Source organism: Thermostichus sp. OS-CIW-29, from assembly GCF_054058195.1.
On record NZ_JBSSAB010000024.1, the window covers coordinates 26,447 to 50,570 of the forward strand.

Annotated in this window: 18 protein-coding genes and 2 pseudogenes; 11 read left to right on the forward strand and 9 right to left on the reverse strand. The window is 59.0% G+C overall.

The window, feature by feature from the left end; genetic code table 11:
- Window positions 1-31 precede the first annotated feature (31 nt).
- Both ACVWZJ_RS09445 and ACVWZJ_RS09450 read right to left on the reverse strand, forming a co-directional pair.
- On the reverse strand, window positions 32-796 hold the full coding sequence (locus ACVWZJ_RS09445) for a proteasome-type protease (RefSeq protein ID WP_011431739.1): 765 nt from the start codon (window positions 794-796) through the stop codon (window positions 32-34).
- Window positions 797-844: 48 nt separating this feature from the next.
- On the reverse strand, window positions 845-2,254 hold the full coding sequence (locus tag ACVWZJ_RS09450) for a DUF697 domain-containing protein (RefSeq protein WP_414328677.1): 1,410 nt from the start codon (window positions 2,252-2,254) through the stop codon (window positions 845-847).
- 534 nt (window positions 2,255-2,788) lie between these two features.
- Between ACVWZJ_RS09450 and ACVWZJ_RS09455 the strand changes: the two genes are divergently transcribed.
- The 8 genes and pseudogenes from ACVWZJ_RS09455 (at window position 2,789) to ACVWZJ_RS09490 (ending at window position 11,590) form a co-directional block, all read left to right on the forward strand.
- The gene (locus ACVWZJ_RS09455; protein ID WP_414328853.1) at window positions 2,789-3,073 is read left to right on the forward strand and encodes a DUF427 domain-containing protein; all 285 of its coding nucleotides are present in this window, start codon (window positions 2,789-2,791) and stop codon (window positions 3,071-3,073) included.
- Window positions 3,074-3,131: 58 nt separating this feature from the next.
- Window positions 3,132-3,716: a TolB family protein gene (locus tag ACVWZJ_RS09460; RefSeq protein ID WP_457395914.1), complete on the forward strand. Its 585-nt coding sequence runs from the start codon at window positions 3,132-3,134 to the stop codon at window positions 3,714-3,716.
- 49 nt (window positions 3,717-3,765) lie between these two features.
- Window positions 3,766-4,950, forward strand: coding sequence for an LL-diaminopimelate aminotransferase (locus ACVWZJ_RS09465; protein WP_011431743.1), 1,185 nt, complete (start codon window positions 3,766-3,768; stop codon window positions 4,948-4,950).
- A gap of 115 nt (window positions 4,951-5,065) precedes the next feature.
- A complete protein-coding gene (locus tag ACVWZJ_RS09470) occupies window positions 5,066-5,809 on the forward strand; it encodes a hypothetical protein (RefSeq protein ID WP_238376831.1) in 744 nt (247 codons plus the stop codon).
- A gap of 247 nt (window positions 5,810-6,056) precedes the next feature.
- Window positions 6,057-7,370: a histidinol dehydrogenase gene (gene hisD / locus ACVWZJ_RS09475; protein ID WP_011431745.1), complete on the forward strand. Its 1,314-nt coding sequence runs from the start codon at window positions 6,057-6,059 to the stop codon at window positions 7,368-7,370.
- A 178-nt stretch (window positions 7,371-7,548) separates the two neighbouring features.
- Window positions 7,549-8,302, forward strand: a pseudogene (locus ACVWZJ_RS09480) (RNA-guided endonuclease InsQ/TnpB family protein); the annotation flags it as partial.
- A 75-nt stretch (window positions 8,303-8,377) separates the two neighbouring features.
- Window positions 8,378-8,791 (forward strand): annotated as a pseudogene (locus ACVWZJ_RS09485) (RNA-guided endonuclease InsQ/TnpB family protein); the annotation flags it as partial.
- 246 nt (window positions 8,792-9,037) lie between these two features.
- Window positions 9,038-11,590 carry a glycoside hydrolase family 10 protein gene (locus ACVWZJ_RS09490; protein WP_011431748.1) on the forward strand — a complete coding sequence of 851 codons (2,553 nt, stop codon included), beginning with the start codon at window positions 9,038-9,040 and terminating at the stop codon, window positions 11,588-11,590.
- A 66-nt stretch (window positions 11,591-11,656) separates the two neighbouring features.
- On the opposite strand, the gene ACVWZJ_RS09495 is transcribed toward ACVWZJ_RS09490, so the two are convergent.
- Entirely contained in the window at window positions 11,657-12,070 is a 414-nt protein-coding gene (locus ACVWZJ_RS09495) for a hypothetical protein (protein ID WP_011431749.1), read from the reverse strand.
- Between the two features lie 147 nt (window positions 12,071-12,217).
- On the opposite strand from ACVWZJ_RS09495, the gene ACVWZJ_RS09500 reads away from it, so the two are divergent.
- Window positions 12,218-12,817: a pseudouridine synthase gene (locus tag ACVWZJ_RS09500; RefSeq protein WP_041436950.1), complete on the forward strand. Its 600-nt coding sequence runs from the start codon at window positions 12,218-12,220 to the stop codon at window positions 12,815-12,817.
- Window positions 12,818-13,095: 278 nt separating this feature from the next.
- On the opposite strand, the gene ACVWZJ_RS09505 is transcribed toward ACVWZJ_RS09500, so the two are convergent.
- Window positions 13,096-14,445: an adenylosuccinate synthase gene (locus ACVWZJ_RS09505; RefSeq protein ID WP_011431751.1), complete on the reverse strand. Its 1,350-nt coding sequence runs from the start codon at window positions 14,443-14,445 to the stop codon at window positions 13,096-13,098.
- A gap of 211 nt (window positions 14,446-14,656) precedes the next feature.
- A complete protein-coding gene (locus tag ACVWZJ_RS09510) occupies window positions 14,657-16,156 on the reverse strand; it encodes a S41 family peptidase (RefSeq protein ID WP_011431752.1) in 1,500 nt (499 codons plus the stop codon).
- Window positions 16,157-16,436: 280 nt separating this feature from the next.
- Between ACVWZJ_RS09510 and ACVWZJ_RS09515 the strand changes: the two genes are divergently transcribed.
- Window positions 16,437-17,591 carry an RNA-guided endonuclease InsQ/TnpB family protein gene (locus ACVWZJ_RS09515; RefSeq protein ID WP_457395915.1) on the forward strand — a complete coding sequence of 385 codons (1,155 nt, stop codon included), beginning with the start codon at window positions 16,437-16,439 and terminating at the stop codon, window positions 17,589-17,591.
- A gap of 17 nt (window positions 17,592-17,608) precedes the next feature.
- On the opposite strand, the gene tig is transcribed toward ACVWZJ_RS09515, so the two are convergent.
- The 3 genes from tig to ccsB all read right to left on the reverse strand — a co-directional run bounded on the left by tig (window position 17,609) and on the right by ccsB (window position 20,871).
- Complete coding sequence (tig, locus tag ACVWZJ_RS09520; protein ID WP_011431754.1) at window positions 17,609-19,279, reverse strand: trigger factor; 1,671 nt, start codon at window positions 19,277-19,279, stop codon at window positions 17,609-17,611.
- A 71-nt stretch (window positions 19,280-19,350) separates the two neighbouring features.
- A complete protein-coding gene (locus ACVWZJ_RS09525) occupies window positions 19,351-19,734 on the reverse strand; it encodes a LapA family protein (protein ID WP_011431755.1) in 384 nt (127 codons plus the stop codon).
- A gap of 84 nt (window positions 19,735-19,818) precedes the next feature.
- Entirely contained in the window at window positions 19,819-20,871 is a 1,053-nt protein-coding gene (ccsB, locus tag ACVWZJ_RS09530) for a c-type cytochrome biogenesis protein CcsB (protein WP_011431756.1), read from the reverse strand.
- 99 nt (window positions 20,872-20,970) lie between these two features.
- On the opposite strand from ccsB, the gene ACVWZJ_RS09535 reads away from it, so the two are divergent.
- Complete coding sequence (locus ACVWZJ_RS09535) at window positions 20,971-22,551, forward strand: hypothetical protein (RefSeq protein ID WP_457395916.1); 1,581 nt, start codon at window positions 20,971-20,973, stop codon at window positions 22,549-22,551.
- A gap of 245 nt (window positions 22,552-22,796) precedes the next feature.
- Here the strand turns inward: ACVWZJ_RS09535 and ACVWZJ_RS09540 are convergent, their stop codons facing one another.
- Window positions 22,797-23,939: an AI-2E family transporter gene (locus ACVWZJ_RS09540; RefSeq protein WP_238376832.1), complete on the reverse strand. Its 1,143-nt coding sequence runs from the start codon at window positions 23,937-23,939 to the stop codon at window positions 22,797-22,799.
- Window positions 23,940-24,124: the final 185 nt, after the last annotated feature.

The window sequence follows — 24,124 nt, forward strand, 5'->3', positions numbered from 1 at the left end:
GATTAACCCCTATCCTACCAATCTCCTCCTCTCAGTCGAGCAGCTCTTCCCGATCAGCTGGATCCGAGTAGTCCCACTCGATGGGGGGCATTTGGTCGAAGGCTTGTTTGAGGGCGCTTTCCCACAGTTTGCGCATCTTGGCCAGGTAGGGATCCCCGGTGCGCAGGCGCAGACGGTGGGTGACCTTGAACTGATCCGCTTGCACCATCACCAAATCGATGGGGGGGCCGACGGAGATGTTGGATTTCATGGTGGAGTCGATGGAGAGGAGAGCGCATTTGGCCGCATCTGCTAGCGAGGTTTCGTAGGAGAGGGTGCGATCCAAGATTGGCTTGCCGTATTTGGTTTCCCCCACCTGCAAAAAAGGGGTTTCCGGGGTGGCCTGGATGCAGTTGCCCTGGCTGTAGATCAAAAAGAGGGCCGGCTCCTCGCCTCGGATCTGTCCCCCCAACAACAGGCTGCACTGGGCGTCGATGCCGTCTTTTTCCAGCCAGGGTCGGTCTTGCTCCTGGATGTAACGAATTTTGGATCCCAGGTAGCGGGCCACGTCGTAGAGATGGGGGAAGGTGTGGAGATTGGAACTTTCCTGTTGGCGCAGATCCCGCTGCACTTCGGTCAAAACGCCCTGGGTGATGGACAGGTTGCCGGAGGTGCAGATCAAGATCACCCGCTCTTCGGGCACGGAAAAATCGAACAGCTTTTGGTAGGTGGAGACGTAGTCCACCCCGGCGTTGGTGCGGGAATCTGCCGCCATCACCAAGCCAAAGCGGGTGATGATGCCAAGGCAGTAGGTCATGCGAACGATGCGGCTCGGCTCTCTGATGGTAGAGGCGATTGTAGAGGTTCAGGGGAAAGCAAATCCGATTTTGTGGCGGATTTCCTCCCGCAGGCGGGCGGTAATCGAGGCTTCGTCCAAATCGGCCAAAATCTGGGCTATGGCGGCTTTGGGCCCCTCTGGCCCCCAACTGGCTCCCTGGGCCAGGTAGCGGCGGGCGGACTCGCCGATGGCATAGCAGGAAAACCCGGCCAACACCGCCTGCGTCAGGGCCACGGAACCGTAGGCTCCCAGAGAGAATCCCCCCAGCAAGGTTTTCAGGGATCCCAGGCCCAACAGCGCCACCCACTCGCCGGCGCCCAGGCTGAGCATGCTGAGGATGATCTTCTGCAGCAGTTGTGTGGCTCCTGCAGTGCTCATGGGCCAGCCGTACAGGCGGGCCAGGCGCAGGATCAGGGTGACATCGATGGCCAGCCCTCCCAAGGTATCGAGCAGGGTGATGGGGTTGAGGGCAACCGCCAGCGCTTTGGTGCGGGCGGCTGAGGCGATGAGGTCTTGGGCTTGCTGGGCACGGGTTTGCAGCTTGCGCTCAATTACCTGCTGGTTAACCCGATCGGCAAACAGGAGGGCATTCAAGGCCAGCAGCGAACGCCCCTCCCGATGCAGGACTTCCAGGATTTTCAGGCGCAGCTCATCCACCTGCGGGGATCCCACTTCCATCTGGGCAGCAAAGCTCCCATCCGGCCTTTGCACCAGGCGGGGTACGCGAGGGGAGGCCGCCACCATGACGATCTCGTTGGGAGAAAGGAGCTGCCGCACCCGTTCGTTGCGGATCTTGTCGTAAATGGCCTGGCGATCTGCCTCTGGGTACTGGTCGATCTTGTTGAACACCAGCAGCATAGGCTTGCCCGCCTCCCGCAGGGTGGCCAGAGCCTCAAACTCCACCCGCGTCAGATCCCCGCAGACGACAAACAGGATCAAATCCGCCCGCTGCGCCACTTCTCGGGCCAGCCGCGCCCGCTCTTCGCCGTCTACTTCATCCAGGCCGGGAGTGTCGATCAGCTCCAGACGGGATCCCTGCCAATGGGCGACCTGTACCGACTGCACCGAGGAAGGGGGGAGGCGGGATCCCTGCAGGGATGTGCCAGAGAAGGAGGACTGGGGGCGGGTTTCCCAGCTGATGTTCCAAGTTGCCGCTTGCTGGGTACGGGTGATGCCATGGGTGGGCCCCGTCTCAAAGACTGGCTCGCCCAGCAGGGCATTGAGCAGGGAAGACTTGCCTCGCCCCACCAGACCAAAGGCGGCGATGTGGATGACCTCGGTTTCCAGCTTGTCCAAGAGCGCTTGCAAGCTCTCCAACTCCCCTTCTAAGCCCGCGACCTCTTGGGGGCGCAGATCCAGTTGGGCCACCCACTGGCGCAGGCTGCGCTTGGCTTGTTGGTAGTTGAGGTCATCTTGTAGGGTGTTGCGGCGAGCCATAGCCGTAGCGCTCAATAGCGGTAGGAAGCAGCCCTTAAAAGACTGATACATTTACGCTGAACACTGCTGAACATCACTGTTCAACTATGCAGCGATAGCATTCTGTTTGTTTCCATTCGCGTTAGCGGGACGGAGTCCAAACAGAATGGCGGTATCCCGCAAAGCTTTGAGTAGAATACCCAAAGCGCAGTTTCCGTGTCGTCTTACTACCAATTTTCTGCTTTGCTTTGGCTACCATGTTGGCAGACTCGAAAGTAAACAGAAAGATCAACTGGTAGTAATCCGTACTGAACATATTATACATTATTTTCAGTATAGTTGAGCTTATTATTGACTAGAGTCATGCTCCACTTTGCTCTCGGGATCGGCAGGCTTCCCCACCGGACAGAGAGCTTCTCATCGGACAATACAAGGGACAATACAAGACGATCATAAGAGGAAGGGAAGAGTTAAGCTCAAAGCAAGGCGGCCTCAGCCGCCGGGATCCGCAACTCAAAAATCCGATATCCAAAACTTGGCAAGAGGAGGTTTTCCATGCCCAGGGCTATCTGGAATGGGGTAGTGGTGGCGGAGACAGACCGCTACGAAACCGTAGAAGGCAACATCTATTTTCCGCCGGAATCTCTGCGCCGGGAATACTTCCAGCCCAGCTCTACCCACACCACCTGCCCCTGGAAGGGGGAGGCCAGCTACTACACCCTCGTGGTCAACGGCCAGGAGAACAAAGATGCCGCCTGGTACTACCCGGATCCCAAACCCGCTGCGGCCAACATCCGGGGCTATGTGGCCTTCTGGAAGGGTGTCAAGGTGGAGCCCTAGCCGGAGCCGAGTTTGTCAACCGGGTATGATGGGAAGAGTGGGTTGGAGAGGCGATGCCATGCTGACCAATGGCTGGATCCTGTTTGGCGCGGCCCGGTGGGCGAGAAAGCTGGGCCTGGCCGGATTGAGCTTGGTGCTGTTGGGCTGCAGCCCCGCAGGTTTTCGCACCCCGCGTCCCAGCCTGACCAACAGTGGCCTCAACAGCATCTTCCCCGATGGGGAGCCTGCTTTCAACGGAGATGGCCGCTACCTGGTGTTTTCCTCGGCCCGCAGCGGCAGCCAGGATATTTTTCTCTACGACACGGTGGAACGTCGCTTGGTGGATCTGCCCGGCCTCAACTCCAGCGACGTGGCGGCCACCTCGCCCGACATCAGCGCCGATGGTCGCTACATCGTCTACGTGTCCAATGCTCTGGGCAAGTCTGAGATTTTTCTCTACGACCGCGAAACCCGCAGGATAGAAAACATCAGCAGCCGGGTGCCGGGAGATGTGCGCAACCCCACCATCAGCGGCGATGGCCGGTTTATCGCCTTCGAGAGCAACGGCCAAGGGCAGTGGCACATCGAGATTTTCGACCGGGGGCCGGCAGCCAGCACGCGCCCAACCTCACTCTCTTCCCCCACTTCTGGCGACAATCCCTGAGGGGATCCTCAAGCTAGGATAGACCCCCCTGCTTTGCAAGAGTTGTTGCATGTCGATTCCCCTCGCCCAGCGACTTCAGCCCCTCGGCGGCAATGTGTTTGACCAAATGGATCAAGCCAAGCGAGAGGCTCGTCGCTCTGGCCTGGATGTGATCGATCTGTCTCTGGGATCCTCCGATCTGCCCCCACCTTCAGACTCCTTGGCGGCCATCCAATCGGCTCTGTCGGATCCCTCTACCTATGGCTACACGCTGTTTCACGACACGGCGGACTTTCGCTCTGCCTGCGCCAAGTGGTACAGGGGCAAGTTCGGCCTGGAGATCGATCCGGAAACAGAGGTGCTGCCGTTGATCGGATCCCAGCAGGGAACGGCCCTCTTGCCCCTGGCCCTGCTCAACCCCGGCGATGTTGCTTTGGTTGCGGATCCGGCCTATCCCTCTCACGTGGGCGGGATCCATCTGGCGGGCGGGATCCCCTACTACCTGCCCCTGCGGGCGGAAAACCGCTTCTTGCCCCAGTGGGATCGGATCCCGGAGGCAATCTGCCGGCAGGCGCGGCTGCTGGTGTTGAACTACCCCCACAACCCCACCACTGCCACCGTCACCCCGGAGTTTTGGCAAGAAACCCTGCAGTTTTGTCAGCAGTACGACATCGTTCTGGCCCACGATTTTCCCTATGTGGACTGGCGTTTCGACGGCCAGGTAGCCCCTTCCGCGCTGCAGGCGGATCCCGATAAAACCCGCACCATCGAGTTTTTTTCTCTTTCCAAGTCCTATCACATGGGAGGGTTCCGGGTGGCCTACGCCATTGGCAGCCGAGAGCTGATCCGAGCCCTGCGATGGGTGAAATCCACCATCGACTTCCACCAATACCAGGGCATTCTGCGGGGGGCAGCAGCAGCTTTGACAGTTCCCGATAGCTTTTTGCAGCGCTGGCGGCAGGTGTACCGCGAGCGACGGGATATAGCCGTGGCGGCTCTGCACCGCATGGGTTGGCCTGTGCCTTTGCCGGAGGCCACCATGTATCTGTGGGCGCCTTTGCCGGAGTTTTATCGCGGCTCTTCTGCCCAGTTTTGTTTGGACTTGGTGAGAGCCACAGGGGTTGCCCTGTCTCCGGGTTCTGGCTTTGGCCCCAGTGGGGAAGGCTATGTCCGCTTTGCTTTGGTGGTCGAGGGATCCCGTCTGGAGGAGGCGGTGGGACGGATCGAGGCGTTTTTGTCCCGGTGCATTTCCTAAATCCCAAACATCAATCCCAAACATCGAGCATCCAGCTCTCGGTTGGTTGTGCTCGCCCACCGTCGGGCAATCTAAGTCAGGATAAGAGTAAGAGTGTTATCCAAGTTGAGTGGGCATGGAGAAGGAAACGCTCGACAGTTTTTTGTCCATCCGTGGGGTGATGGGGGTGGCGCTCTTGAGTCGGGCAGGTCGCCCTTTCTTCTACCGCTCTTTTCAGGATTTGGATAGCCGACAGCAACAGGCCCTCACCGAAGGGCTGTTTCAAGTTTTGCAGACCATGCCCCCAGGACTTGACTATTTTGATTTTCAGTTTGCCGAGCAGCGGGTCTTCGTTTACCCCCTCGGGCCGGAATGGGCGTTGCTGGTGGCGGTGAATGACGAGCTGGTGATGCCGGTTTACACCTTGGCCGTGAACCGCCTGCGAGCCGAGCTGCAGCAGGATACGCCAAAGGGCTTGGCCACCTTTCGTCTATTTACCAGCCAGGCGGAGGCAGGCCGGAACGCTACCCAGCCCAGTTCCGCTCCTGCGGCGGGCCCGCGCATGGAGATGGATGTCTTCGTGCAATCTCTGAACCGTCTCTGCCAGATTACAACCGGCTATTTGGGCAAGGCGGTGATCGTCAACTATTGGAAGGCAGCACGGCAGGAAGTGGTGGAACGCCAGGGATCCAAAGCAGAATGGCTGAACCAGTTCGAGATCGAGCGCAGTGGCCAGATCCACTACCGGGGATCCCTCAAGGAACTGGACGAATCTCAGCAAAGGGTGCTACGGGATTGGGTGCTGGCTTTTTTCCGTCGCTGTGAAGAGGTAATCCACGATTTTCGCAACTTGATCAAATCGACAGAACTGGGCCTATGAAAAAGGGGCAGGCTTTTTCCTAAGTAGGGCTATCGGCGAACTCTACCCGGCTCTTGGTCGAGGAAAATCCAGGCTAAGCTATGACCATGATCAACCCGGATCGCGCCAGGTGCAGACAAGATCCCTGCCTGGGGATGTCCCTTCTTGTCGCCGCAAGCCGACCCAGCGAAAGATCCGCTTTGCTACCGCGATGCCGCCGGATCCCTCGTTACTATGGGGTTGCGGCACTCTACGCGAAGGAGTCGCTATGCTGAGAATCGTCACCCAGCTAGCCGAGGCTGAAGCCGAGCTCAGACGGATCTCGGAGCGCACTCAGGCTGACCAGAACCTGCACCGCGAAGCAACTGTGCGGGAGATCCTGCAAGCGGTACGCCGTCAGGGGGATCGGGCCCTGCTGACCTATACGGCTGAGTTCGACCAGGTGGAGCTGAGCGTTGCCGAGCTGAAGGTGTCTGGGGCCGAGCTAGAGGCAGCTTACCAGGCGGTATCTCCGCAATTGCTTTCAGCCCTACGGCTGGCCAAGCAGCGCATTGAAGCTTTTCACCGGCAGCGGGTGCCCAGCAGTTGGGTAAGCTTTCCCGGCCCTGAGATCGTCTTGGGCAAGCAATACCGCCCTGTGGATCGCGCCGGCCTCTACATTCCGGGAGGGCGAGCCGCCTATCCCAGCACGGTGTTGATGAACGCCATCCCGGCCCAGGTGGCAGGGGTGCCCGAGATTGTGATGGTGACGCCACCGGGATCTGACGGGTTGGGGGGCAAGGGGATTAGCCCGGCCATTTTGGTGGCCGCCCAAGAAGTAGGCATCCACACCATCTATCGCGTTGGGGGGGCTCAGGCAATAGGGGCTTTGGCCTACGGCACCGAGACCATCCCCAAGGTGGACGTGATCACCGGCCCCGGCAACATCTACGTAACTTTGGCCAAAAAGCTGGTGTACGGCACGGTGGGGATCGACTCGCTGGCCGGGCCATCGGAGGTGTTGATCATCGCCGACGAGAGCGCCAACCCCCTTTATGTGGCTGCCGATTTGCTGGCCCAAGCCGAGCACGATCCCTTGGCGGCGGCCATCCTTCTGACCACCGATCTCCAGCTGGCCCAGCAGGTGCAGCAGGCGGTGGCCACCCAGATGGAGGCCCATCCCAACCGTCTGATGGTGGAAAAGTCGGTGGTGAATTACGGGCTGATTGCGGTGGTGCCGGATCTGACGGCGGCGGTGGCTTTGTCCAACCTGTTTGCGCCAGAGCATTTGGAACTGCAGGTGGCAGATCCCTGGGCTTTGCTGGATCCCATTCGCCATGCGGGGGCCATTTTCTTGGGCCACCATACTCCGGAGGCGGTAGGAGATTACCTGGCCGGCCCCAACCATACCTTGCCCACCGCCGGTGCGGCCCGCTATGCCTCGGCTTTGGGGGTGGAAACTTTCCTAAAGCATTCCAGTCTGATTCAATACAGCTCAGCGGCTTTGCGGGAGGTGGCCAGCGCCATTCAGGCTCTCACACAAGCGGAAGGGTTGCCCGCCCACGGCCAGTCGGTACAGGTGCGGTTGGCGGAGGAGCGCTAATCAAGCCCTGGTCGCAGTTAGCTAGACCGCCGGGAAGCCCCACCCTCTGTTAGTGACTAGTGGCTAGTCACTATCCACTCACCACTATCCAGGGTGAGGGTCGGGATAAAAGGCGAGGACACGATGCTTCGTCCTTACTGGTGCTATGACCGGCGTAGCAGGATTTTATACCCTCATCATGAGAACTGCTTACCAGTATCGCTTACGCCCTACTTCTAGCCAAGTTGCTCTGATGGACCAATGGCTAGACTTGTTACGCAAGCAGTACAACTACCGCTTGGCAGAGCGCTTTGCGTGGTGGCAACACAATCGCTGTGATAGCAATGCTTGTCCCTTAATCTGTCACTTGCCTGAGTTAAAAGACAATCCCGATTTCTACTCCCAGAAACGGGATTTGGTGAAGATGAAAGCCCTGTTTCCGCAGTACAGAGCAGTCCATTCGCAAGTCCTCCAGAACTGCATAGAGCGAGTGCACAAAGCATTCGACCGCTGGCTGAAGGGTGACGGTAGCGGCAAGCGGGCAGGGAAACCCAGATTCAAGGGAGTTGGGCGGTATCGCTCCTTCAGTTTCCCCCAGATGAAACAAGACTGCATTTGCGGGCAGTTTATCCATCTGCCCAAAATCGGTGCTGTTCGGATAATTCAGCACCGTCCTTTGCCTGAGGGCTTTGTGATTAAGACCGCTGCCATCAGCCGCAAGGCAGACGGGTGGTATGTGACCTTGAGCCTGCAAGATTCATCTGTCCCCGTATTTACCCCTGACCCGCCAACACTGGAGAACACGATGGGGATCGACGTGGGGCTGGACTCCTTTTTGGTGACCGATGCGGGGGAGTCTGTTCCAGTTCCCCAGTACTATCGCAAGGCAGAGCTCAGGCTCAAGAGGTTGCAGCGAGCCTTGTCTCGCGAGAAGAAGGGGTCAAACCGCCTATGGCTAGTGACTAGTGGATAGTGACCAGTAGATAGTGACCAGTGGATAGTGAATAGTGACTATCCACTAACCACTATCTCAGCGCAAAGATTTTCATGACAAAACAGCGAACTGGCTGGTAAGCAAGGGCAAGCATATTGGGTACGAAGCCCTGAATATCAAAGGTATTGCGAGGACGAAGCTAGCAAAATCCACCTATGATGCTGGGTGGGGACAATTTCTGCAAATGCTGGCAGTCAAGGCTGAAAGAGCTGGGCTGAGGGCGATTGCAGTGAACCCCAACGGCAGCAGTCAAAACTGCTCTCGGTGCGGTCAAAGAGTACCGAAAGCGGTTCAAGACAGGTGGCATTCTTGTTCCCATTGTGGGCTAGAACTAGAGCGCGACCACCATGCGGCCATCAACATCAAGCACAGGGCGGTGGGGCATCCCGTTCTTTTCGCGTCAGCGGGACGTAGTCCTCAAGCGCAGGAAACGTCCTTTTCGCGTTAGCGGCGCGGAGCGCTTTGCGTCAGCATGAGTGCGGGAGTATGTCACACTCCAAAATAAGCCCTATTTCTCAACCTGGACAAGCAACGGGATCCCTCGCCTGCCCTAGCGCCGCCTGGGGATTTCCCCCTTCCACTGGCAGGGATCCTCACCAACATCATTGTTGAATTGAATAATGTTGAATGGTCTGGGCGGGTGCAGGTTCATATCCGCGCTCCTGACGGATGGTCTTCAAAGAAAGGAGATCCAATGCTGTTGGCGGTTCGGTTCCCCAGTCCTTTGGCGGGACGGAGTCCTCAAGCAGGCTGGTCTGGGATGGTGAGGGATCGTTTCTGGGGCTTCATCTTAAGATCCTTCAAGCCCCTGGCAGTTTGTCTGGGTTTCCTCTGGGTGGGTCTGCTGGTTTGGACGGGATCCCCGGTTGCCCACGGCCAAAGCGCTGTCCCCGCTGCGGAGCACTTTCTGACGGTGGTACGCTTGCCAGGGCAGAACTGGGCCAATATCGAGCGGCAACTGCAGCAGAGCGGCCTCAGCTACCAGGTGATCGACGGGATCGAGCCAGCAGGTTTGCGGGGGCGCAGCACAGTCTTTTTGCCAAACGTGAATCGCCTAACCGTTGCTCAAGCCCATGCTCTCGCCGAATGGATGCAACAGGAAGGGGGTCAGTTGATCGTCAGCGGCCCGCTGGAAATCCCTGCTGAGGCACGGGATCCCTTACGCAGCCTGATTGGCGCCTACTGGAGCGGAGATATTCCTCTGGCCAGTACGGTGCGCCTGACAGAGTTTGCTGAAGCATGGGCCCGCAGCGTTCAGGCGGCCGATCGCGCCAGCGGTGCGGAGCACTTTGTGGTTGCCGGGGGAGCCCTCTTGCCCACCGGCCCGGAAAGTCGTCTGGTGGCCGTCTGGGAAGAGGTGGACATGGGGGACAATGCCTATGCGGTGATTGCCAGCCGCCAGAGTGTGTACCTGGGTTGGCGTTGGGGGGAGTTTCCCGAGGAGACGGCGCAGTTGGATCGGGAGTGGTTGCAAGCGGCTCTGCGCCGGGCCCAAGGCCGTTTCGCTGCCCTCAGACAGGCTGCTGCCACCCCATCCCCTTTGCCAGCGGTGCGGAGCACCATCAACACCCTGGAGTTGCTGGCCATGCGCCAAGAGCTGGGGAGCTTGCTGGGTCGGGTAGAGGGATCCCTGTTGCTGGCTCGGGCCACTCAAGGGGGGGTAGAAGCAGCCGAGTACAAGCCCATTTTGGAGCAAGCCCGCAGCGTGTTGCAACAGCTACCGGCCTGGGTGGAGGCAGGGCAATACGAGCAGGCGCGGCAGGCTTTTGAACAGGCACGGGCGGATCTGTGGGCCCACTACCCGGTGGATCGGTTGACGGCTTTGTCTGAGGTACGGGCCATTTGGCTGGATCGGAGCACCATTGTCGAGGCAGGCTCTGAGGCAGGGCTGGCTCAGATTTTCGATCGCCTGGCTCAGGCTGGCCTCAACACCGTCTTTTTCGAGACGATGAATGCTGGCTTTGCCATTCATCCCAGCCGCGTCGCCCCCCAACAGAACCCCCTCACCCGTGGCCGGGATCCCTTGCGGGCGGCGGTGCGCTTGGCTCATGAGCGGGGCCTCGAATTGCACGCTTGGATTTGGACTCTTGCGGTGGGCAACACCCGCCACAATCTGCTGCCGGAGATCAACTTGCCCCAAGACTACATCGGCCCGGTGCTGACGGCTCACCCCGATTGGGCCAATCTGGACAATCGTGGCCGTCTGTTCCCGCGCGGGCAGCCGGAAACCTGGCTAGACCCAGCCAATCCGCAGGTGCGCAGCTATCTCCTGGCTCTTACCCGCGAGCTAGTGCAAGACTACCAGGTAGACGGGATCCACCTGGACTACATCCGCTATCCCTTCCAAAACGCTGCCAGCCGCCAGGTGTTTGGCTTCGGTCGGGCCGCTCGTCAGGGGTTTCAGCAGTTGTCCGGCGTCGATCCGCTGGAGTTGGATCCCTTGAGGGATCGCTCCCTCTGGCAGTTGTGGACCCGCTACCGCACCCAGCAGGTGAACGAGGTGGTGGAGGCCATTGCCCGCACCGCCCGCTCCCTCAACCCGCGCGTGATCCTCTCGGCAGCTGTCTATGCTCTGCCCAAGCAGGAGCGCCTGCAAAGGCTGCAGCAGAACTGGGAAGAGTGGATCCAGGCAGGGGAGCTGGATTTGTTGATCCCCCTCACCTATGCGGGCAATACACGGCGTTTGGCGCAACTGGTGCAGCCCAATTTGGAAATTGTCAGCCGCTTCTCCACCCTCTTCGTCCCCAGCCTTAATTTGTTGAACTTGCCGCCCGTCGAGTTCTTGGATCAACTGCAGGTGGTGCGGGATTTGCCCACCGGGGGGTTTGCTTTATTCTCGGTGCGGCAGCTTACCCCAGAGCTGGAAGCCATCCTCAGGTCCTCCGCCATTGCCTCGACTCGCATTCCCTATCGGGATCCCTTTGGGGCTGTTCGGGATCGCTTCCAGGCGCTGCGGCAGGAGTGGATGTTTTTGCTCGAGCAGAAACGGTTGGGGTTGTGGGAGCACAGCCAATGGATGGAGCAAATAGAGCGGGTGCAGGGATCCCTGGCGGCCTTGGCAGCGGATCCCACCCCGGAAGCCCTGGAACAAGCCCGTCAGCAACTGGGCAACTTGAAAACCAATCTTGCCACTTGGATGCGGCTGGAATCTCTGCGCAACCCCTATCGAGTTCAAGTTTGGGGCAACCGTCTCGCGGCTTTGGAGATGATGCTGCGCTACGGAGAGCAAACCCTGATGAGGGCATGAAGCTCCCCTCTTGCGGGATGGGGATCCCATCTATCCCCAGAACTTCCCCAGAACCGAAAAAAACTGTTATGGGGTATCTTTCGGCATTTCCTCTGCGGGGTCAGGCCCTGTATCCGGCTCCTTGGGGAGAGCAGAGTCCTCAGGGCTGGGCAAGGACTCTGTCCTGCTGGCGCGAACCGCTTCCGGGGAGGTTTCTGGCTCCTCGTCATCGCTACGCGACGCTTCTGGGAACCCGTCAGCAGTGTGTGGCGCTGAAGCGGGCTGAGCAGCAACAGGTTCAGGAGCAGAAGGAGGAGGTGCAGCTGGGATCCCGGCTTCTTCTGCAGGAACAACCGCAGGTGGCTGAGCAGCTTCTTTTTCCTTTTGCTGTTCGTAGCGGCGACGTTTGTTGCCCTCATCCACCAGCACGTACACCAGGCTGAGGAGAGAGAGCCCTGCTGTTCCAACCAAAACCCAGAGTAAGTTGTTGTCTATGGTCATGGGTTGAGCTCCGTCAAACGCTGCTGGCGATGGAGGGATATTGCTCCTTAAGGCTTGATCTTACCGTTGAAGCCGCTCTGCCAAATCTTTCTGCCAAATCTTAAAGATTGGAAAGGTTGGGTTCACAGTTTTGTTGTTTTGTGTGTCATGCGCTATCTCAAGTTCTACAAGCCCTATGGCGTGCTCACCCAATTCACCGATCGAGAGGGACGGCCCACCCTCCAGTCTTTTATCCCGGTGCCCAGGGTTTATCCGGTGGGGCGACTGGATCGCGACAGCGAAGGGCTGCTCCTGCTGACCGATGATGGTCGCCTCAATGCCCGCTTGATCGACCCCAAGTTCGGCCATGAGCGCATCTACTGGGTTCAGGTGGAAGGGATCCCCACCCCCCAAGCCCTGCAACAGCTGCAACAGGGGCTGATCATCCAAGGGCGAAAAACGCGCCCGGCCCAGGTCAAAGTCTTGGCTGAGGAACCCACCCTGCCGCCACGGGATCCCCCCATCCGCTTTCGCCGCTCCATCCCCACCACCTGGCTGGAACTGACGCTGCGGGAGGGTCGCAATCGCCAGGTGCGCCGCATGACTGCCGCTGTTGGGATCCCAACTTTGCGGTTGGTTCGGGTTGGACTGGGGCCCCTCTCTCTGGCGGGGCTTGCTCCTGGCCAGTGGCAAGATCTCAGTGAGGTAGAACTGGCCCAACTGCGGCAATATTGTTTTTCTCAAACCATTAGAGTCATTTCAAGTTAGATTAAGACGCTTCCTATTCGCTCGGCAGTGAGGAGCTGGGAAGCAAGACAACGGAACAGTTTTATTCCCTCTTAAATGACTATAAACTAGGACACTGCATCCACACCTAAGACGTTGAACGCACAGGGCCGGAAGGCTTTTCTCCGTAGCTTAGGCGTTTCACCCTAACCTGAAATGACCATAACTTAACTCACATTGATCATTACTGAGCATTTGATCACTACATTGTTAATGATTGCCCTATGATTGCCCTTGTTCCCAATTGTTCTTGAGCCCACTCAGTCGGGCATGAGGGCGTGGGCGCGCTTGCCACCATTGGGGTAGAGAAGGGCCCGCTTGGGGCCGTGGATGGGATCTTCGACAATGATCGTCTGGTCGCGGCTGGCCCCCAGAGAAACAATGGCAATCGGCACCTGCATCAACTGTGCCAAAAACTTCAGGTAATCATGGGCTTCGGGGGGCAAGTCTTGGATGGAGCGGCAATCTTTGGTGGAACATTTCCAGCCCGGCAGGGTTTCGTAGATGGGTTTGCACTGGGCGAAAACCCGGGCATCGCTGGGAAAGTGACGAATTTCCCGCCCCTGGTACTCGTAGGCCACGCACACCTTGATCTCATCCAAGCCATCCAGCACATCCAGTTTGGTGATGGCCAGGCAGTCTAGGCCATTGATTCGCACCGCGTAGCGCCCAATTACCCCGTCAAACCAGCCGCAGCGCCGTTGTCGCCCTGTGGTGGTGCCAAATTCAGCACCGGTTGCCCCCAGGTACGCCCCGATCTCATCTTTGAGCTCGGTGGGGAAAGGGCCTTCGCCAACGCGGGTGGTGTAGGCTTTGGCCACCCCGATCACCCGGTCAATGCTGGTGGGGCCGATCCCAGCGCCAATACAAGCGCCACCGGCAATGGGATGGGAGGAGGTGACGTAGGGGTAGGTGCCGTAGTCGAGATCCAACAGGGTGCCTTGAGCCCCTTCAAACAGGATGTTCTCCCGATCTTCGATGGCTTGGGTGAGAAGCAGAGCAGCGTCGGTAACATAGGGGCGCAGCCGCTCGGCATAGGCCAGGTATTGCTCGATAATTGGCTCGGGATCCAAGGGCGGCAAGTTATAGATCTTTTCCAGCAAGACATTTTTGTAGGGAATGGCCCAACTGAGGCGCTCCCGCAGCTGGTCAGGGTACATCAAGTCCACGACGCGAATGCCCATGCGCTCGGCCTTGTCGGCATAGGTGGGGCCAATGCCCCGACCGGTGGTGCCCAGCCGGTAAATGCCACGCCGCTCCTCTTCTGCGATGTCAATGACCCGGTGGTAGGGCAGGGTAACGTGGGCCGTTTCGGCAATGAACAGGTTGTCGGTGGAAATGCCCAATTGATGCAGTTGGTCGATCTCGGCCAGCAGAACCTCGGGATCGATCACCGTGCCGCTGGCGATGATGCAGCGTTTGTCGGGGTAGAGAATGCCAGAGGGGATCAAGTGTAGCTTGAAGGTTTGGCCCCCCACCACCAGGGTATGCCCTGCATTCACCCCACCTTGATAGCGGACGACCACATGGGCCTTTTCACTGAGGAGGTCGGTGATCTTCCCTTTTCCTTCATCGCCCCACTGGGCACCGACAACCACGACGTTTGCCAAGAGCTTCTCCTACAGTCCGTAGATGGCACAAAAAATCCCCTTTGCGGGGGTTGCTGCACTAATCTACCGCATCGCTCCGGGCGATGTTGAGAGATCAGGACAAAAAGATTAACAATCGATTAACTTTTCTCCGGCAGGGGACAACGTGGAGATGGGCGGGATCCCCGAACCCTCTGGCAAGCCAACAGAGATTCCCCAGTTGCCCTCGCCTTCAGCTCCCCGGCTTGAACAGGCCAATGGCCGTGACCTGGTTGGATCCCACCTCAAAGGCAAAGGCCAGGCCCAGGGCATCGTAGTTGACGTAGTAGCGGTCGTCGCGCAGATACTCTCGGCTCCCCTTGGGATAGGGCACCACCTCGTTGTAGCCGTTCTCGCCGGGCCCACCGTAAACGGCGATCACTTCCGAGTAGGTGGAGCCGATGCGGATCCCTTCGCCGGTCATGGCTTCCGGGTGGGTGGTGTAGATGCGGTTGGCGAAAAAGCTATCCACAATGCCCGGATGACGGTAGGTGAAGAGGATGTAGTCCTGCAGGTAAAAGATCTTCAAGTCGCTGTTGGGCTGAAACACATTAGCTCCGGAGGCCGCTGGGATCTGATCGACATTGCCCAGCAGGTGGGTATCCACGTTGCGGGTATCCATGCCCAGCTCAAAGCGACCGACTCGACCCTCTTGCACCAGCACTGTAGGCCGTGGGGGCAGGGTGGGTCGCCGGGGGGGCAAGGCCAGCGCTTGCAGGCCGGCATTCAGCCAAGCATTGTCATCTCCTTCCACGGTCTGCAAGGGCACCAGACCCCGCTCCAAAGAGCGACCATCTCCTGTCTTCCAGGTGGCCACGGCCAGTTCCACCGCCGCGCCGGAGGGGAGAGCAAAGAAGCGGGTTTGTCGCTCGCTGCCTTGGGTGGGCTGTCCCAAGATAAGGGTGCTACCGCTGGATCCCAACTGGGCAGCCAAGAGGGTGGCCCCCTGGCGGGTGTTACCATCCACGAGAACGGCCAACGGGATCCCGGCGGCAATGGGCAGATTTTCGCTGTTCCAGAGGGTGGGCTGCCCGAATCGGTCTTCGGTAATCAGCAGCGGCTGGACGGAGCGGGGCAGAAATAGGCGCGCCACATCGGCCACCACTTGGGGGTTGTAGCCCACCGAGCCGCGCAGGTCGAGGACAATGCCCTGGCTGTAGTCTTGGGTGTAGAGGGTTTGGCGGATTTGCTGAGCTGTGGCCGGGGTGAGATCCGGCACAGCCAAGTAAACCTGGCGCGGGCCGATCCCGCGGGCTTGTACGGGAGGACGAGGACGGTTGAGCAAGTCCTTAAAAGCTTGCGGATCCCAGAAACGATCGGCGGGATCCCCATACTCCCGCAGGATCTCTTGAATGAACTCGTACTCCACCTCAATGGGGGGGCGGGGATCCCCGTAGCTTCGGGCCAACAGGCGGGTGTAGAGGTCGTTGTAACTGACTGCGGCAGCTTGGTTGCCTGCACCCAAGGACTCGTTGATGAACAATCCCACTAGATGGCGGAGATCCAGCCCGACCGGCTCACGGGGAGGGGAAGGGGCTGCCGGGATCCCTGGATCGGGAAACGAACCTTGGGGATCCGAGGGCATGATGGGCACAGGAGGCAAGGCCGATTGGCCCACAGCGCTGCCGGGCGAGATCCCGGCGATCAGGGTGAGGATCCCCCAAGCCCCAAGTACGCGCGCAAATCCCTTCATGGCAGCCTGCCCTCTCGCAGATGTTGCGAATAGGATAAACCCTAAACGCTCCCCTTTGCCACTGCCAGCAGTGGTAGATATCTATTTTTTGCGACTTGGAACACTAGGGGCTGCGCCCCCTTGCTTTTGAAGGAAATGCCCTCAGCCAGAAAATCCCCAGCGCATTCACCAAATTTTCGGGCTGGAGGCCCGCACCATAGCCGCAGGCTTGGTGTCGGGAGGAAAGCCCTCCTCTATATAGGTTTGCCGGTCAAAAGTCTGGATAAACTACAATAATCCCATGAGCCAGACTATCTCTGTACGTTGCAAGCTGATAGTCCCACAAGAGTTGCGTCAAGAAATTGACCGCACTTTGCAGGGCTTTGCGAATGCTTGCAACCAGATTCTCGACACCGCCAAACAAAAGAACTGCTGGAACACCGCTAAGCTGCACCACTTGGTCTATCGACCGGTAAGAGCAGCAACGGGGCTGAAAGCCAACCACGTCTGTCAGGCGCTCCGTCGGGTGATTAGCAACGCCAAGGCGGTGAAGCAAGTCCACAGGTTCCGCCCCACCAGTCTGACTTTGGACGCTCGTACTTTTAAGTACCGAGAGTCCGACCAGGCCGTGGGCGTGACCCTGATGAGCGGACGGGTTTGGCTCAAGCTCAAGATTGGCGGTTATCAAATCGCTTTGCTGCGGGGGCAAACGCCCACCAGCGCTACTCTGTCCAAGACCAAGCAAGGGGACTACTACATCAACATTGCTGTTGAGCTGGATACTCCCCTAACCGGCAAAACTCCCAAGGTAATCGGAGTTGACTTGGGCAGGCGAGATATCGCCACCGCTAGCAATGGACGCTCTTGGAGTGGAGAACACATCCAGGCCGTCCGTGACCGGTTCAGCCGTGTACGCGCCAAGGTTCAATCCAAACGCACTCGCAGCTCTAGGAGGCTGCTGAGAAGGCTCTCTGGGAGAGAACGGCGCTACCAGACATGGCTGAACCATAACATCAGCAAAACCTTGGTCAGGGATGCCCAGGCTATTGGTGCGGCACTGGCTTTTGAAGACTTGACAGGCATCAGAGATTGCCTGAATCAGAAGTCTCGAAGTAAGGCTGAGCGGCGCAGGACTAACAACTGGGCGTTCTACCAGCTCAGGATGTTTGTAGCCTACAAGGCTGCCATTGCTGGAGTACCTGTGGTGCTGGTGCCGCCTGCCTACACCAGTCAGACCTGCCACAAATGCCTGCACATCCACCCTGAGCGGGGTAAGTCCTACCGCAATGGTAAGTCGTTCAAGTGTGGACACTGCGGGTGGGAAGGGGATGCTGACCATAACGCTGCTCAAGTAATCTCTCTCCTTGGGGCGACTGTAAACTCGCCTGAAATTCCGAAACTTAGCTGTCCTCTGGGGCCGCTGGGGATTGGGATAAAGCCCGCACCCTGCGCGTAGCGCGGGTGTCGGGTAGTTTACTTGCCTTTTTTGTCCTTTTTGCTTGGCTTGGGCTTTTCTGCTGCCGGGATCTCTGTAGCGGTCTCTGCCGCTTTCTCCTCAACTGGGAGCGTTGCCTCTGCCGCAGAGGCTGAGACGGTTTCAGCAGGGGATGCTTCTACAGCCTTTTCTGTAGCTGGCTCGGCTTCCGCAGCTGCAGCTTCTCCATCCGTTTCCGCCCCCGTAGCCGTCTCTGATGAGGATTCAACTGCCTCAGGGATCCCAGATACCTCTGCTTCTGGCTCATCGGCCTCAAACTCGGCCTCTGGCACTTCAACCTTCTCCTCCGAGCCTGCCAAAGAAGTGGGCGCCTGGGTTGGATTCCCCTCGCTATCGACCCAGTTGACTGTGGTCTGAGACTTCAGCCAAGCCATCACCTTGTTGGTCAGCAAGCTTTCATAGACGGCTTGGCGTACTCGTTCCCGATCCAGCTTTTGGCCTTGCTGGGCATAGGCCGCCATCACCTCTTCCACCTCCACGTCCAACTCCGTGGAACCTACGGCAATTTGCTCTTGCCGAACGATGGCGCTCAGGGCCAAGGTGCGCCGCAGCCGGTCGATGGCTTCGGGTCGGTGGCGCTCTTTCAACTGGTTGAGGGTTTCGGGAGGCAACTCGGACAAGAACTTACGGAGCTCCCCCGGCTTGATGCCTTCCTGCCGCAGGGCCTGGAGACTCTGGGCCAGCAGTTGTGTCGTTTCTTGTTCGATGAGGGTTTCCGGCAAATCCACCTCAGTAGTCTCCAAGATGGCGTTGAGGATGGCGGTTTCCAGGTTCTCCTCGGATTGTCTCAGGGCATCCTGTTCGAGGCGCTTTTGCAGGTGTTCCCGCAACTCGGCTACCGTTTGGAAGCTGCTGATCTCTTGCACAAAGGCATCATCCAATTCGGGCAGCTCTTTGGCCTTGATCTCCCTCAGGCAGACGATGAAGGTAACCGTTTTCCCGGCCAACTCTTTTCTGAAGTAGTCGTCGGGGAAGGTGGCTGCGATCTCCTTGGTTTCGTCGAGCTGCATGCCCACGATGCCCGCCACAAAACCGGGGATGAAGTTGTCTTCCTTGAGTTCCAGCTGGAAGTCCTGGGTGGTCATCTCGTCGAGGGGATTGCCTTCTGCATCGCGGGCTGCAAAATCGATCACCACCACATCCCCCAACTGAGCAGGCCGATCTTCTACCGGCAAGAGGGTGGCCCGCTGATCCCGCCATCGGTCGATGAGCTGGTCAATTTGCTCAGGCTTGACGTCAACACGGGTTGCCGTAACGGTCAGCCCTTTGTATTGGCCAACGCGGGCTTCGGGGTACACCTCAACATATCCTGAGAAGCTGAAGTCTGCTTCGGGGTTGAACTGAGCCAAGAGCTGCCCCACCTCGTCATCCAGCTCGAACCGACTGATGGGGGTGAGCTGAGCTTCCTTGAAAGCCTGTTGAATGGCCTCGTTGATTAGGTCATCGACAGCACTGGCCAGGATGCGCTCGCGGCCCACCTGCCGCACAACAAGATTGCGGGGGGCCTTGCCCTTGCGGAATCCCGGAATTTGGATATTCTGCTCCAGTTGACGCAAGGTTTTTTCGTAGGAGCGCTTCACCCGGTCGGCTTCTACCACGATTTTGAGGCCAACCCGGCTGCCAGGGCGTTTTTCTTGTGTGACCTGCATAGGAAGTATGAGCTAGTGGGCAAGCAGAAGTTCAATTCTACCTCAACGGCCTGTGGGTCAACCTGGAGATTCTAGGCAGGGGATCCCTCAGTGGCCACTTCTTTTACGTCCTGGATGTCTTCTTGGGGTTCGGCGCGCTTGCTGGGGGGCAGTTGCTTCACTTTGGCTTCCAGCTCCACCACCATTTCCTTGAGTTCGGTGATGGTGACCTCCTTCTCCTGCAGTTGCCGATTTTTTTCCCGGGCTTCGATGCTGAACTGTACGCGCATCCAGAGGCTATACAGCCAGGCGAGGGCGGCCCCAATCCCGGCAGATGCCAGAAGTTCCATCACCAGAGGGCTTTCAACGCTGACGCCGGGGGCAAAAGTAACCGTGACCGGGGTGGCGTTTTGCATGGCAAAGAGGGCAATGGCCAGGAGGGCTGAAAACAAGATCAGGTAGTTGAACAGTCGCATCGTTTTTCTCCTCGAAGGGATCCACTACGGCTTGCCAGCACCAGAATACCCATAAACTCGGGCCGGTTTTTGAGAAAAATTCCCTCAGAAAAACCAGCCATAACTGTGTAAGCCTTTGCCCAGAAAGTTGACCCCCAGGTAACATACCCAAACCACTCCAAAACCCAAGCTGGCCAAGAGGGCGGGGCGTCTGCCTTGCCAGCCTTTGGTGATGCGGGCGTGCAAATAGGCGGCAAAGACCAACCAGGTAATTAAAGCCCAGGTTTCTTTCGGATCCCAGCTCCAGTAGGTACCCCAGGCTTCGTTGGCCCAAACGGCGCCGGCAATAATGCCGATGGTGAGCAGGGGGAACCCCAGCCCGATCAGCCGGTAGCTGGTGTTGTCCAAGATTTCTGCCAGGCTCAGCCGTTGCCAGGGGATCCCTTCGGGGGCCGGTTGGGGGGGGAGTTCAGCCGACGAGGGGGCAGGACGGGGGGAGCGGAGGCCGGCGTAGGCCAGTTCTGAAGCCGGGGAAGGCAGGGTGGCTTCCGCCCATTCGGGATGGGTTTGGGGTTGGGGAGGGCGAAATTGCAGGCCGAGGGAGTTGCCCTTGAGATGCACTTCCTGACCGCGAGTGACGATGAGAAAGCTGATGGAGAGAAGGGATCCCACCAGCAGCGCCGCGTAGGCCAGCAACATCACAGTCACGTGCATCATCAGCCAGTTGGATTGCAAAGCCGGCACGAGGGGCTGGGCTACCTGCATATCTTCCGGCAGCACCAAGGCAGCAAAGGCTACGATCCCGGTTACAACTGGGGCAGTCATGACCCCCACCCAGCGGCTGCGGCTCCAGTGGAGGGCCAGCAGGTGCAAAGCGGTGATCCCCCAGGCCAGGAAAAACAAAGACTCGTACAGATTACTCAAGGGGAAGTAGCCTGCATCGATCCAGCGGGCCGTCAACAGGGCGGCCATCGTCAAGTTTGCCCCGATCATCCCCGCTAGGCCCAATTCGGCCAAAAGCTGCATCTGGGGAAAAGCTGCCCCACCCCAGTAGAACAGCATGGCCCCCAGAGAAATGGCAAACGCCACGTTGTTGAGCAGAGCTTGCCACTGGGCCAGATCCATGCCCGCAAGAGCTGTTATCGCCAACAGAGCCATACACGACCTCAAAAGTGTCTCCGACCCGGCTTGAGCCAGGCCAGTTGATCCCATTCTAGGGCGGGGGAAGGGATCTTCCCCAAAGGACACATGCTGGTAATGTGGGGATGGCTTGTCTGCGGCTCGGCAGGATACAAAGAGCATTGGGATGTAAGGCTCATGCAAGAACACGCGGGAAATGCCAGGTTGAGAAGGTGGGGGTTGTTGAGATGGTGGATCTGTCTGTTGACCGCCCTCGTTTTGGCCTCTTGTGGGGGATCCCCGCCTAAACCCCCGCAGGAACAGCTTCCCCAGCTAGAGCGCGTGCCGGTTCCCCCGGAGATTGCCAAGCTGGATGCCCATTTGCAGTATTGTCGCCCGCAAGTTCAGATCCTCAGCCCCAAGCCAGGTGAGGTGTTGCCAGAGCGGCAGGTAACCGTTCGCTTCGCGGTGCAAGGGTACCCACTTTTCAAAGATCCGCAATTGGGTCTTGGCCCTCATCTGCACGTGGTGCTGGACAACCGGCCCTACATCGCCCATTACGATGCCGATGCTCCCCTCGTTTTCAAGGATTTGGAGCCGGGATCCCATACTCTGCGGGTGTTTGCCGGCAAACCCTGGCACGAGAGCTTCAAAAACTCTGAAGCCTATGCCCAGGTTAGCTTCCACGTGCTAGCTCCCACCCCCGAGTACGTGCCACAGCCGCAACTGCCCCTGCTCACCTACAACCGCCCCACAGGCAGCTACGGGGCCGAGCCAATCTTGGTGGATTTCTGGCTGGCCAATGCCCCAGTGCGGGAGAGCCTGTTGAGTGACTTGCCACGGGACTGGCGGATCCGCTACACCCTCAACGGCCAATCTGGCCTGCTGGATCGCTGGGAGTCTTTTTATCTGAAGGGCTTCAGGCCCGGTCGCAATGTGATGGTGCTGGAACTGGTGGACAGCAAAGGGGATCCCATCCGCAATGTGTTCAACAGCGCCGCCCGCGAGATCACCTACACCCCTGGCGGCCAAGACACCCTCTCCAAGCTGGTTCGGGGGGAGCTAAAAGCCGAAGAGGCCCTGGCCATCGTCCAGCCCCAGCCCACCCCTACCCCAACTCCGACACCGGAGCCCACCCCGACTCCAGAACCCACGCCCACTCCTACTCCGACGCCCACTCCTACTCCGACGCCAACGCCAACTCCGACACCCACGCCCGCTCCTACTCCGACGCCAACACCCAGCCCGACACCCACGCCCGCTCCTACTCCGACGCCAACACCCAGCCCGACGCCCACACCCACTCCTACTCCGACGCCAACACCCAGCCCGACGCCCACGCCCACTCCTACTCCGACGCCAACACCCAGCCCGACGCCCACGCCCACACCCACTCCGACTCCAACGCCAGAGGCGACGCCCACGCTTGCACCTCGTCGCCAGCCGCGCTTTCAACTGGGCCGCCCCCGTCCGACACCAGAGGGGATCCCGGCTGTTCCAACGCCACCGCCCGTAGTAGCCACTCCCGAACCTGAGCTTACGCCTGAGCCCAGCCCAGAGCCCTCTCCGCAAGCTGTGCCCACTTCAACTCCCCAGCCTGTGGCTACGCCTTTGCCGCGCGTGACCCCTATCCCTTTCCAGGAGCGGCGAGTGCGCCAGCAGGGGTTGCGGCTTTTCCCGCCGGGACTCCACAGTCCGGCCTTGCCAGGTGAGCAATAGCGGGACGGAGTCCTTGAGTTGATAGAAAGTTGATAGAATGCCCTTCGCGCAGCGGGCCGTAGGTCTCACTGTTCTCCCAATGCCCCTCTGCCTGGGCGCACGGTTGCCGCTTGTTGGATTCTCGCTCGCGATAGCGGTGCGGGGCCTTTATACCGGTCAAGTCCTTCAGGGCAAGAACCGCTTTCTGCTCTCTTGGTCGCGTAGCTAGGCTGGTGTGGCTGAGCCAAGTCAGGAGCATTGCTCCCTTAACCATCTCGCACCGATTGCGGCGGCGGGATGGGATCCTGGGTGGAGCTCTGGATCCCATTCTCTCCACTTTCCAACCTGAGCAAGGGCCGCAATCGGGATCCCTGCCAGGGATCCAGGACATCCCGAATTAGCACCTCCTGAATCCACACCTGCAGGATTGCCGCCAAAGGCACGGCCAGGAACAGGCCCAGCACCCCAAAGAAAAAGGCTGAAGTAACTTGAGCTACTAGGGTTAGGGCGGGCAGGAGCGACACCTGTCGGGACATAACGATGGGGGTGAAGACGCTGCTTTCCAACTGCTGGATCAGGATATACAGCCCCAGCACTGCCAAGGACTTCCAAGGGGCATCCGTGAGGGCTACCAGCATGGGGGCTACCACGCTTAAGGTGGGGCCGATATTGGGGATGAAGTTGAACAATCCCGCCAGCACCGCATTGGCCAAGATCAGGGGCACCCCCAAAATCCACAGCCCGATCCCACTCAGCAGCATCACCAAGGTGCTGGTGAAGAGGATCCCCATCAGCCACCCTCGCAGCGCCAGCTCACAGCGCTTGAGGATGTAGCGAATGCGGGGACGGTAAAAGGCCGGGAAAACCGAGACAAAAGCGCGACTGTAGGCTTGGGGATCCGCCAACAACAAAATGGTGAGGATGATTACAAACAATAGGTTGAGCAGGGTGCCAAAAAAGGCAGTGAAGGACTCGGAGAAAAAGTCGCGCACCTGTCGCACCAACTCGGTGGCCTGGGGCACCAAGCTATTGGCCAATTCCCGCAGCGTCGGCAGCTCAATATCCGTCGGCAAAGAGAGAATCAAGCTCTCGAACAGCCGCTGCGCTTGCACGATCCCGGCGGGCACCCCATCGGTAAACAGCCACCGCAACTGCTCCGCCAGGGGGGGCACCACGATTAGCCCCACCAAGATCGCGGCCACCAAAACCGTCAAACTGGTGATGACAATTGAGGGGCCACGCCGAAAGCCGTAGCGCTGTGGGATCTGGGCCAAGGTATCCAATGCTACTGCCAACACAATGGCCGCGAACACCAACAGCAGGATCTGCCGGATCTGCCAAAGCAGAACTAGCAGGCCCAACAGCGCCCCTAGCCCCAGCCACTGGGCGAAGGTCACCCGCCAGCTCACCTCCTCTCTCGCCCGGTTGTCGCCTATTCTAGATGGGATCCCGACAAGTCCCATCGCTATTCGAGAACCCTGGATGCGCGATCCTGTCCCTTCAGCTAGAAATCGCAGGAGCCCCGCACTGTACCCGTAGGGTCGGTGTCGGGAGGAATGCGCTTTGATGAAGTACAATGAACTTATGAGCCAAG